The organism is Thermus sp. NMX2.A1 (genome assembly GCF_000511705.1).
GTDB classification, from domain to species: Bacteria; Deinococcota; Deinococci; order Deinococcales; family Thermaceae; genus Thermus; species Thermus scotoductus.
In genome coordinates, this window is record NZ_ATNI01000121.1 from 1 (window position 1) to 10923 (window position 10923).

Annotated in this window: 13 protein-coding genes; 4 read left to right on the forward strand and 9 right to left on the reverse strand. The window is 65.6% G+C overall.

All coding sequences use genetic code 11. The features are described 5' to 3' along the window. Positions 1–13: 13 nt before the first annotated feature. Genes pyrF through TNMX_RS11920 form a run of 4 tightly spaced genes read left to right on the forward strand, consistent with a single transcriptional unit; the run spans position 14 to position 3318 of the window. Entirely contained in the window at positions 14–787 is a 774-nt protein-coding gene (gene pyrF, locus TNMX_RS11905) for an orotidine-5'-phosphate decarboxylase (RefSeq protein WP_038032552.1), read from the forward strand. 5 nt (positions 788–792) lie between these two features. Next, positions 793–1344 carry an orotate phosphoribosyltransferase gene (gene pyrE, locus TNMX_RS11910; protein WP_015716286.1) on the forward strand — a complete coding sequence of 184 codons (552 nt, stop codon included), beginning with the start codon at positions 793–795 and terminating at the stop codon, positions 1342–1344. A gap of 4 nt (positions 1345–1348) precedes the next feature. Beyond that, positions 1349–2353 (forward strand): hypothetical protein, encoded by a 1005-nt coding sequence (locus TNMX_RS11915; protein WP_038032538.1) that lies wholly within the window; start codon positions 1349–1351, stop codon positions 2351–2353. Next, entirely contained in the window at positions 2350–3318 is a 969-nt protein-coding gene (locus TNMX_RS11920) for an NAD(P)H-dependent glycerol-3-phosphate dehydrogenase (RefSeq protein WP_038032539.1), read from the forward strand. The genes TNMX_RS11915 and TNMX_RS11920 overlap by 4 nt, the downstream gene beginning before the upstream one ends. Positions 3319–3364: 46 nt before the next feature. Here TNMX_RS11920 and TNMX_RS11925 read toward each other — a convergent pair whose 3' ends face one another. From TNMX_RS11925 to TNMX_RS11965, 9 genes are all read right to left on the reverse strand, one after another. Further along, complete coding sequence (locus TNMX_RS11925; protein WP_038032540.1) at positions 3365–4075, reverse strand: alpha/beta fold hydrolase; 711 nt, start codon at positions 4073–4075, stop codon at positions 3365–3367. Further along, complete coding sequence (locus TNMX_RS11930; protein WP_019551551.1) at positions 4076–4279, reverse strand: hypothetical protein; 204 nt, start codon at positions 4277–4279, stop codon at positions 4076–4078. After that, the gene (gene sufU / locus TNMX_RS11935; RefSeq protein ID WP_015716292.1) at positions 4276–4692 is read right to left on the reverse strand and encodes a Fe-S cluster assembly sulfur transfer protein SufU; all 417 of its coding nucleotides are present in this window, start codon (positions 4690–4692) and stop codon (positions 4276–4278) included. Before sufU ends, TNMX_RS11930 begins: the two co-directional genes overlap by 4 nt. 11 nt (positions 4693–4703) lie before the next feature. Continuing rightward, positions 4704–5918 (reverse strand): aminotransferase class V-fold PLP-dependent enzyme, encoded by a 1215-nt coding sequence (locus TNMX_RS11940; protein ID WP_038032542.1) that lies wholly within the window; start codon positions 5916–5918, stop codon positions 4704–4706. A 15-nt stretch (positions 5919–5933) separates the two neighbouring features. Then, positions 5934–7958 carry a heavy metal translocating P-type ATPase gene (locus TNMX_RS11945; RefSeq protein WP_038032544.1) on the reverse strand — a complete coding sequence of 675 codons (2025 nt, stop codon included), beginning with the start codon at positions 7956–7958 and terminating at the stop codon, positions 5934–5936. Further along, positions 7958–9361: a multicopper oxidase family protein gene (locus tag TNMX_RS11950; protein WP_038032546.1), complete on the reverse strand. Its 1404-nt coding sequence runs from the start codon at positions 9359–9361 to the stop codon at positions 7958–7960. The genes TNMX_RS11945 and TNMX_RS11950 overlap by 1 nt, the downstream gene beginning before the upstream one ends. Before the next feature lie 58 nt (positions 9362–9419). Beyond that, on the reverse strand, positions 9420–9809 hold the full coding sequence (locus tag TNMX_RS11955) for a DUF302 domain-containing protein (RefSeq protein ID WP_038032547.1): 390 nt from the start codon (positions 9807–9809) through the stop codon (positions 9420–9422). A 140-nt stretch (positions 9810–9949) separates the two neighbouring features. After that, complete coding sequence (locus TNMX_RS11960; protein ID WP_038032549.1) at positions 9950–10603, reverse strand: hypothetical protein; 654 nt, start codon at positions 10601–10603, stop codon at positions 9950–9952. Continuing rightward, on the reverse strand, positions 10600–10839 hold the full coding sequence (locus TNMX_RS11965) for a hypothetical protein (protein WP_008633486.1): 240 nt from the start codon (positions 10837–10839) through the stop codon (positions 10600–10602). The genes TNMX_RS11960 and TNMX_RS11965 overlap by 4 nt, the downstream gene beginning before the upstream one ends. Positions 10840–10923 lie beyond the last annotated feature (84 nt).

Below are 10923 nucleotides of genomic sequence, written 5' to 3' on the forward strand. Positions count from 1 at the left end.
TATAGTGGAAGGCATGGACTTTCTCCTGGCGCTTTCCCGCCCTCCTTTGGTCCTCGGGGTGGATCCCAGGCCCGAGCTTCACGGGCGTGAGCCCGTTGCCCACTTGAAGCGGTACACGGTGGAGCTTCTTGAGGCCTTGGCTCCCAGGCTGGCTGCGGTCAAGTTCCAGCTGGCCTTCTTTGAGGCCCTGGGCCCGGAGGGGCTCGGGCTTCTTTTTGAGCTGGCCAGCGCCGCACGGGTCATGGGCCTGCCCGTGATCTTTGACGGGAAGCGGGGGGATATCGGTTCCACCGCCGAGGCTTACGCCCGAGCCTACCTCCTGCGCTTTCCTGGAAGCGCCCTCACCGTGAACCCCTACCTGGGCCTGGATACCCTCACACCCTTCTTCCAGGCGGCCCGGGAAAGCCAGGGGGCGGTTTTCGTCCTGGTCAAGACCTCAAACCCAGGATCAGGGTTTTTGCAGGATCTTCTGGTGGAGGGAAGGCCCCTTTACCTCCACCTGGCGGAGGCCCTGGCCCGGGAGGGGGAGGGATACCGGGAAGGGGAGTGGAGCCGCGTGGGCATGGTGGTGGGGGCCACTTACCCGGAGGTGGTCTTGACGGTGCGGGAAAAGGCTCCCCGCGCTCCCTTCCTCCTCCCCGGCATAGGGGCCCAGGGGGGAAGGCCCTTGAAGGGCCCCGGCCTTTTGAACACCGCAAGCCGCGCCCTTTTCTATCCGGGGGGCAGGCCAGATCTGGAGGGAGCCTTACAGGCGGCGGAGGACTTCCATAGGGCTTTGGTAGAGTAGGGGGGATGGATGTCCTGGAGCTCTACCGCAGGACGGGAGCCCTTCTGGAAGGGCACTTTCTCCTGCGCTCGGGGTTGCACTCGCCCATCTTCCTGCAATCCGCTGCCCTCCTGCAGCATCCCCTCTATGCGGAGGCGGTGGGGGAGGCCTTAGGCAAGCTATTTGAAGACGAGAAGGTGGATTTCGTCATCGGCCCGGCCCTGGGGGGTGTGGTGCTCTCCTTCGTGGTGGCCAAGGCCCTGGGGGCCAGGGCCCTCTTCGCCGAGAAGGATGGCCAGGGAGGCATGACCCTGCGCAGGGGCCTCACCGTGAACCCAGGGGACCGTTTTTTGGCGGTGGAGGATGTGGTGACCACCGGGGAGAGCGTGCGCAAGGCCATTCGGGCGGCGGAGGCCAGGGGAGGGGTTTTGGTGGGCGTGGGGGCCATCGTGGACCGAAGCAGGGGGGAGGCGGACTTCGGTGTTCCCTTCCGGGCCCTCCTGAAGCTGGAGGTGCCCCAGTACCTTCCCGAAGCCTGCCCCCTGTGCCGGGATGGTGTGCCCTTGGAGGAGGTCTGAGGCCATGCGCCCTCTGGCCTTTCTTCTTGTTCTTTTTCCCTGGGCCATGGCCTCTTCTGCGGTGGAGTTGGCCCGCCAGGCGGCGGAGGCCTGGCTTGCGGGAAAGCTTTCGCCGAGCCTCGAGGAGGTCCTGAGGGCTTCCCCTGTGGAGGCCCCGAAGCTTTTGGAGCGCTACGCCCTTTTCCCACCACCCCCCAGGGGCCTCTCCCTCAACCTGGATAGCCCTAGGGTGGAGGGAAACCGGGTCCTCTTCCCTGCGGCCGTGGGGGAAGAGGTGGGGGAGGTGGTGGTGGTCCTGGAGGGCGGCGAGGCCAAGCGGGTCTACTTCCGCCCCGAAGGCCTTTCCCTCCCCGGGTACCTCCTCACCCCAGCGGCGGGATGGGGGTTTTTGCTCCTTTCGGTCTTTTGGATCTTCCTCCTCTTCCAACCGTCCCCCTTCCGCGCTTGGCTTCTGGAAGCCCTTGTCCTCCTCCGGGGTTATAGGGGGCTTTACCTTTTCACCAACCTCTTCCTTTACGGCCTTTTTGGCCTGGGGGCCCTTTTGGCCTATGGGATGCCGGAGATGGCCAAGGCGGTGCAGGCCCTTTTCGGAGGGGCCCTCGAGGCCATAGGCTTGGAGGAGGCCACGGGAAAGGGCATCCTGGTCTTGGCCGGGGTGATCTTCCACTGGAACTTCGGCCAGGGGCTTTTCCTCACCGGGCTTCTGCCCGCCTTGCTTTTGGGGGTTCCCGTCTTTCTTTTGAACGCCCTTCGCTATCTGGTCTTCGGCTTCGCTCTGTCCCCGGCGCTTCTGGGCGCCGCCTTCCTGGTTCACCTCCCCACCCTTCTCCTGGAGCTTCAGGCCTACATCCTGGTCACCTTCGGGGGGCTTGTCCTCCTGGCCAAGACGGCGGGAGGGGAGGGGTATAGGAAGGGGCTTAGGGCCTTGCTCCTCACCTTCTACCTGGGGGCTCTTTTCCTGCTTTTGGCGGCCTGGTATGAGGCCTGGGAGGTGAGCGTGCTCCTATGAAGGTGGCTATCCTGGGGGCTGGGGCCTGGGGCACCGCCTTGGCGGTCCTTCTGGCCAGCAAGGGGATTCCCACGGCCCTTTGGGCCAGGAGGAAGGAGCAGGCGGAGGCCCTCAGGGCCAGCCGGGAGAACAAGGACTACCTGCCGGGGGTGGCCCTCCCCGCTTACCTGTACCCCACCGCCGACCCGGAGGAGGCCTTGGAGGAAGTGGAGCTGGCCGTGGTGGCCCTGCCCTCCAAGGTCCTGGAGGACACCTTAAGGGCTCTGCCCCGGGCCCCTTGGTACCTTTCCGCCACTAAGGGGCTTTTCTTCAAGGAGGGAAGGCTTCACACCCCCAGCGAGGTGGTGGAAGCCTTGACTGGCAGGTTCGTGGCCGCCCTTTCCGGTCCCAACCACGCGGAGGAGGTGGCCCGCTTTCTCCCCACCGCCGGCGTGGCGGCGGGTCCCTTGGAGCTGGCCAAAAGGGTACAGGAGCTTTTCTCCGGGCCCACCTTCCGGGTCTACACCAGCCAGGACCGGCGGGGGGTGGAGCTGGGCGGGGCCTTGAAGAACATCCTGGCCCTGGCGGCGGGGATGGTGGACGGGCTCCGCCTGGGGGATAACGCCAAGGCGGCTTTGCTTACCCGGGGCCTTAGGGAGATGGTGCGCTTCGGTACCGCCCAGGGGGGAGAGGAGGCTACCTTTTATGGGCTTTCTGGCCTGGGGGATCTCCTGGCCACCGCCTATAGCCTCCACTCCCGGAACCGGGGAGCGGGGGAGAGGCTGGTGCGGGGCGAGGCTTTGGAGCGCCTCGAGGACCGGGGGGTGGTGGAGGGTCTCTATGCGGTCAAGGCCCTCATGGCCTGGCGGGAGCGAACCGGGCTTGAGCTACCCATTGCTGAGGCGGTGTACCAGGTGGTCTACGAAGGGCTGGATCCCTTGAAGGCCCTTTCCGCCCTCATGGCCCGCGAACCCAAGGGGGAGTAGCCCCTTAAGCCCCAGCAAACCCATACTATGAGGAAGCCTTCCGCCTTTAGAAGAGCTCGGCCAGAAAGCCCAGAAGGGCCGTGCGGAAGGCCTTGGGGTTTTCCAGGTTGGCCAGGTGCCCCGCCTCGGGGAGGATGAGCATGCGGGCGTCGGGCAGGGCCCTGGCCATCCGCTTGGCCTCCTCCGGGGGGGTTAGGGTGTCCTCCTCCCCCACCAGGACCAGGGCCGGGCGGCGCATCCCGGGAAGAAGGGGGGTGGAGTCGGGCCGTTCCGCCAGGGCCAGGAGGCTTCCTGCCACCGCCTCGGGGCTGGCCTCCAGGATGAGGGCTTTGGCCCTTGCCACCACCTCAGGCTTCTCCTCCTGCGTGGTCTTGCCCAGGTGGTTTGGGAGAAGGGCCTCGGGGAGGAAGCCCACCCCTTCCGCCAGAACCCTTTCCCTTAGGGCATAGCGGTTCTTCCTGCCCTCCTCGGTGTCGGCCCCCGCGCGGGTATCCGCCAGCACCAGGCCCAGGAAGCGCTCGGGGGCCCTGCGCCAAAGTTCAAAGATGAGGTAGCCCCCCATGGAAAGCCCCACGAAGACGGCCTCCTCGAGGCCCGCCTCATCCATCTCCCCCAGCACCTTATCCGCTGCCTGGGAAAGGGAGAGCCCTAAGTAATGGGGGGCCAGGACGGGAAGCCGTCCCCGAAAGTAGCCCATCTCCTCCTCCCACATCCGGGGGTTGTAGGGGAAAGCGTGCAGAAACACCACGCCGCGCATCTAGGCCTCCTTCACGGATTCCCCCTCGAGGCCCAAGGCCTTGAGCCGGGCGATGAGGCTTGGGTCTTCCACCACCACGTAGTTGCGCCCATCCTGGCTCTCCGCCCTAAGGAGCCCAGCCTTGGCGGCCTCCTTCCAGGCCTCCATGAGGTCGGGGTACTGGACCAGCAAAGGGGTCACCTTGTGGGCGGGGTAACGCCTCACCGCAGGGCCTCCTCGAGGGCGTGCCAGGCCAAGGTGGCGCACTTCACCCGGGCGGGGAGCTTGGCCACCCCCTGAAGGGCCAGGAGATCCCCAAGGGCCGGGTCGGGGGGGGCTCCTTCCACCACCATGGCCTGGAACTTCCTGGAAAGCTCCAGGGCCTCCGCCACCTTCTTCCCCTTCACCAGCTCGGTCATCATGGAGGCGCTTGCGGTGCTGATGGCGCACCCTTGACCCTGGAAGCGGATGTCGGCGATGGTATCCCCTTCCAGCCGCACCATCACCTCCACCTGGTCCCCACAGGAAGGGTTCATGCCCCCGGCGGTCTTGGTGGCCTGGGGCAGGACCCCGAAGTTTTTGGGGCTCTGGTAGTGCTTGAGGATGATCTCCCGGTAAAGCTCGTCAAGGACGCTCATGGATTCCCCCATTATATCCAGGCCCGGTACTTGACATGGATGCTTAGCAGGGCCTCCACAAACCGGTCCACCTCCTCGAAGGTGTTGTAGAGGTAGAAGCTCGCCCGGGCCGTGGCCGCAAGGCCCAGCTTCCGGTGCAGGGGTTGGGCGCAGTGGTGCCCTGCCCTTACCGCGATCCCCTCCTGGTCCAGGAAGGTGGCCAGGTCATGGGGGTGGAGGCGGCCTAAGGTGAAGGGGATGACCCCGCCCCGATCCTCCCCCTTGGGACCGTACACCTTGAGGTCCGGCACCTCCGCAAGGCGCTTTAAGGCGTATTCCAAAAGGGCCCGGTCATGGGCATAGACCCGCTCCATGCCGATCTCCATCAGGTAGCTGGCCGCTTCTCCCAAGGCGATGGCCTCGGCGATGGGGGGGGTGCCGGCTTCAAGGCGTTGGGGAGGGGGAGCGTAGGTGGAGCGGTCCACGTGGACCTCCCGGATCATCTCCCCTCCTCCCAGGAAGGGCATCATCCCCTCCAGGACCTCGTACCGTCCAAAGAGCACCCCGGCCCCTGTGGGCCCCAACATCTTGTGGCCAGAGAGGGCAAAGAAGTCGGCCCCCAGGGCCTTCACGTCCACGGGCAGGTGGGGGGCGCTTTGCGCCCCGTCCACCACCACCAGGGCCCCCACCTCCTTGGCCCTCCTGGCGATCTCCGCCACGGGGTTGATGGTGCCCAGGACGTTGGACATGTGGACCACGGAAACCACCTTGACCCTTTCCGTGAGGAGGGTGTCCAGGGCGGAAAGGTCCAGCCGGCCCTCCTCCGTGAGGGGTATGGCCCGGATGCGGGCTCCCGTTAGCCCCGCCACCAGGTGCCAGGGCACAAGCCCTGCGTGGTGCTCCATTTCCGTGACCAGGATCTCGTCGCCCTCCTTAAGGTTCCTTAAGCCCCAAGCGTAGGCCACCAGGTTCATGGCCTCGGTGGTGTTGCGCACGAAGATAATCTCCCTTTCCTCGGCGCCAAGGAAGCGGGCTATCCGGCGCCTGGCCTCCTCGTAGGCCTCGGTGGCGGCCACGGAAAGCCGGTAGGCTCCCCGGTGCACGTTGGCATTAAGCTCCTTGTAGTAGCGGTCCAGGGCCTCCAGGACCCGCTTGGGCTTCTGGCTGGTGGCGGCGGAGTCCAGGTAGACCAAGCCCGGCCGCCCGGCGATCAAGGGGAAGTCCCCCCTTAAGGCGGTGAAGTCCATGCCTCCAGTTTAGCCCTAGGTATCCAGGCGCGCCCGCCTTAAGAGGAGGGCGTTGAGGGCTACCACCACCGTGGAAAGGCTCATGAAGAGGGCCCCGAGGGCCGGGGGAAGCAGGAGGCCAAAGGGGTAGGCTACGCCGGCGGCCAGGGGCAGGGCCACGATGTTGTACCCCGTGGCCCAGAAGAGGTTTTGGAGCATCTTCCTCCGGGTGGCCCGGGCCAGGTGGAGGAGGCGGACCACGTCCAGGGGATCGCTCTTGACCAGCACCACATCGGCGGATTCAATGGCCACATTGGTCCCCGCTCCGATGGCCACCCCAAGATCCGCCTCCAGGAGGGCAGGGGCGTCGTTGATCCCGTCCCCTACAAAGGCGGTGGGGCCTTGGGATTTTAGTTCCCGCACGATACGGGCCTTGTCCTGGGGTAGCACCCGGGCGCGGTAGCGCTCTATCCCCAGCTCCCGGGCCACGGTTCGGGCCACGGCCTCCGCGTCCCCGGTGAGCATCACCGGGGTGATCCCCATGCGCTTCAGGGCGTCTATCGCCTGCTTGGCCGTGGGGCGGAGGCGGTCGCGGAGGGCCAGGTAGGCGAGGACCCGACTTTCGTCCATCAGGGCCACCACGCTCTCCCCCCGGGCCTCGGCCTCCTCCAGGCCCTGCCGCAGGGAAGGGGGCACTTCCAGGCCCAGCTCCCCCGCCCACTCTGGGCGGCCCACCCGGTAGAGGCGGCGTTCCACCCGGCCCTCCACCCCTTTCCCGGGGATGGCCCGGAAGTCCTGGACCGAGGGGAGGGGAAGCCCCCGCTCCTTGGCGGCCTCCAGGATGGCCTGGGCCAGGGGGTGCTCGGAGAGGGCCTCGAGGGCCGCGGCCAAGGTTAGGGCCTCCTGCTCCCCAAGGCCATCCGCATACACCGCCCGCACCTCAAACTGCCCCTCGGTGAGGGTGCCGGTCTTGTCCAGGGCCACGTACCGGAGGCCCGTGGCCCGCTCAAAGGCCTCCCGGTTTCGGATGAGGATTCCCCTTTGGGCGGCCATGGCTGTGGCGTTGACCACCACCAAGGGTATGGCCAGGCCCAGAGCGTGGGGACAGGCGATAATCACCACGGTCACCGCCCGCTCCAGGGCGAAGGACAAGGATTCACCGCTGGCAATCCAAAAAATAAAGGTTAAGCTTCCACCCAGCACCGCCACGTAGAAGAGCCACCCCGCGACTCGTTCACCAAGGTCCTGAAACCGGCTCCGGGAAACCTGGGCTTCCTCCACCAGGCGCATGATCTGCCCCAGGGTGGTGGAGGTTCCGGTGCGGGTCACCCGGACCTGGATGGCCCCCTCCCCGTTTAACGCCCCAGCCAGCACCTCGTCCCCCACCCCTTTGGCCACGGGCCGGGACTCCCCGGTGAGGAAGGCCTCGTTCATGCTGGTGGCTCCTTCCACCACCACGCCGTCCGCGGGCACCTGCTCCCCCGGGCGGATGAGGATGAGGTCGCCTTCCTTTAGGGCCTCGGTGGGCACGTCCTCAATCCGGCCATCCCGGAGCCGGTGGGCCGTCTGGGGCATCAGCTTGGCCAAGGCTTTTAAAGCCTCGCCCGCTCCCAGGATGGCCCTCATCTCCAGGAAGTGGCCGAGGAGCATCACATCCACCAGGGTGGCCAGTTCCCACCAGAAGGGTTTCCCCTTTAGGCCCAGCTCCACGGCCAGGCTGTAGGCAAAGGCCACGGTGATCCCCAAGGCCACCAGGGTCATCATCCCCGGCCGCCTTCCCCTTAGCTCCCGGCTGGCACCCTGGAGAAATACGCCCCCGCCATAGAAGTAGATAATGGTTCCGAGGAGGAGGGGCATCCAAGGGACCCCGTCCCAGGGGGGTAAGCGGAGGAAACCCCTCACCTCATCAGAGGCGTAAAGGATCGGCAGGGTGAGGAGAAGCGAGACCAGGAAGCGATTCCGGAACATCTCCGGGGTATGGCCGGCATGCCGGTCCAAAGCCTTAGTAGAGGCAGTGTGGGAAGGGTGGTGATGGTGGTGGTGATGGTGGTGGGGAGGCATTAGCTCACCTCCAGAATCCCCATCATGCCCCGGTCCTCGTGCTCCACGATGTGGCAGTGGAAGACGGTCTTCCCGGGAAGGTTCCTAAGGGGAACCAGAAGGCGCACCACCTCCTTGGCCTTCAGGTTGACCACGTCCTTGAGGGCGCGGTAAGGAAGGGGCTTGCCGTTCACCGAGAGAACCTGGAAGGGGTGGGTGTGGAGGTGGAAGGGGTGGTCCATGTCCCCTTGGTTGTCCACCTCCCAGACCTCGAGGTCCCCCGCCCGTCCCTGGAAGTCCACCCTGAGGTGATCAAAGGTTCGGCCGTTGATGAAGAACTTCCCGGCCATCATGTCCTCCGTGAAGGTGATGCGCCGGGTCACCCTGGCCTGGTTGGGGCTGAGGGCGGGCAGTTTGGCCAGGGCCTTGGGCAGGGGGAGGGGTTTGGGGCGGGGCGGGGCCACCAGGGTGAGGAGGGTTTGGGGCCTTTGGCTTGTCCCCATGGACATTCCTCCGTGGCCCATGCGCTCCATCCCCCCCATCATGTGGACCCCTCGGTCGTAGGGAAGGGCGAGGAGGCGGAAAGCCCCTTCCTTCTGGAAGCGCACCAGGACCTCTGCCCGTTCCCCGGGGGCCAGGAGGAGTTCGGGGACCTCATAGGGTTCCTCCAGGAAGCCCCCGTCGCTGGCGATGAGGTAAAGGGGATGCCCTTCCAACTGGAGCCGGTAGTAGCGGGCGTTGCTGGCGTTCAGGAGGCGGAGGCGCAAGGTGGCCTTGCTGGCCCGCAAGGTGGGGCGGGAAGCCCCGTTGACCAGAAGAAGGTTGCCCTCCTTGCCGTTGATCCAGTCCATGGGGGTGTGGGCGGCGGGACGGCCCGATGCGAGCTCCAGGTCCTTGAGGACCAAAAGGTGCTCCTCGGCTTCCCGGAGTTCGGGAATCCCGTCCACGGGGCTTTCCACCACAATGGCCCCCGCTAGTCCGGCGAAGAGCTGGGGGGCCACCCGCCCGTGCAGGTGGGGGTGGTACCAGAAGGTGCCTGCCAGGTCCCGGGGAACGGTGAAGGCGTAGCTCCAGGTTTCCTTGGCCGGGATTTCCAGGAAGGGATCGTCCACCTTAGGGGAGATGGGAAGCCCGTGCCAGTGCAGGTTCGTGGACTCGGGGAGGAGGTTTTCCAGCTCGAGGCGCACGGTATCCCCAGGGCGCACCCTGAGGGTAGGCCCTGGGAAGCTGCCCCCATAGGTCCAAAGCCGCGCCTCCCGCCCGGCTACGGTAACGGGGGTGGGGGCGGCCTTCAGCCGCACCTGCAGGAGGCCGTCCCGGCTTTTGAGCACCGGGGGCTCGGGAAAGGAGGCCTGGCCCCGGGCCAGGGGAGATAGAAGAAGGCCTGCCGTGAGCTTAAGAAGGGCTCGGCGGTCGGTATTCATACCCTTATGAGGATAAGGGGGGTTTGTAAAGGAAGTATAAAGGTCCCTCCAGAACCCCCTAGAGTTTGGCCAAGGCTTTCTCCAGCCGGTTTCTCGCCTCCTCGGCTACGGGTTTGAGCGCCTCCTGGGTTTCTGTAGGAAGGATCCGGAACATCTCCCTGGGATCCTGCAAGAGGACCTCCACGCCCTCTGGCCCCTCCTTGAGCACCGCATTGCAGGGGAGGAGGAGGCCGATATTGGGTTCGGCCTCGAGGGCTTTGGCGGCCAGGTTCGGGTTGCAGGCCCCCAGGATGAGGTATGGGGGCCTTTCCAGGCCCAGCCGGGCCTTTAGGGTGGCGGCCACGTCGATCTCCGTGAGGATGCCGAAACCTTCTTCCCTTAGCGCGGTTTCCAACCGGGCCCGGGCCTCGGCCAGGCTGGTCTTCAGGGTTTTCCTTAAGTCCGTCATGGTACCCTCCCTACCTAAAGGATAGCGGAACCTGAGAGAAAAGGCCTTTCGTGAAAGTTGTATTGAGGAGTTTTGGGGGGTATAGGAAAGGCCCTGGGCCCCGCCCGGGGCAGCTGCCCCGGGCAAGGGCCCTACCGGGGTCACTCTCCCAGGAAGAAGCCATGCCAGGTGTGGACCCAGACCTCCCCCGTGTAGGCATTCACGGAAAGCATGCCCTCCACCTCCTTGCGCCCGAAGTCAAAGGTGTAGTACCCGGGGAAAGCCCCGGCTTCCATCACCTGGGCACCCGGGAGGTAGCCTTTCAGGAAGGTCTCGGCCAGCTTCCTGGCTTCCGCCAAGGGGAAGCGGACAGGAGTCTGCACGGGCCCGCCCATCATGCCGTAACGGGTGTTCCACATCATGTTGGGGCCAGGTTCCGGGGAAACCACCCCGGTGTAGCGATCGGCGATGAGCTCAAAAAGCCCCTGCCCCTTCTCATCCACCACCTGGGCGTAGTAGTTTTGGCTGAAGGCCATGAAGTCCTTAAGGCGTGCCCCCGGGTAGAGGCGCTTGGCGTAGGCTTCCATCCGCGCTTTGGCTTCTGCCTGGGGAATGGGCCGGGCTTCCGGAGGGTAGACCGCCATCATGCCCATCATCCCGTGGCCGCCCATCATGCCGTAGCCCATCATCCCCGGGCCGTACTGCGGGCCGTAGCCCATCATCCCCGGACCAAAACCCCCCATCATGCCCTGGGTGAGGGCAAGGCCCAAGAGCAAAAGGCCCAGAACTCCTAAGACCATACCGTAGCGTTTCATGCTTCACCTCCCTTTTCCAGTTCCTTCCGCAACCTTCTGTAGGTTTCCTCGTCCAGCTCGCCCCTGGCGTACCGGAGGCGCAGGGCCTCCAGGGCCGCATCCCTTCTCGGCTCCCCGCTTCCCCGTTCCCAGGCCCGAAGGCCCAGGTACAGGAGAAGTCCCAAGAGGGCCAGCACCAGGAGCATGTTGAGAAGCCCGAAGAACCACCCGAAACCCATGCCGCCCCAACCCATCATTCCCACGATCCACCTCCATCTGTACCCTAGGCCGGTATTGTTAAGCTGGCATAAAGGGGTTTTACCGGCGCTTAACGTTTGGCC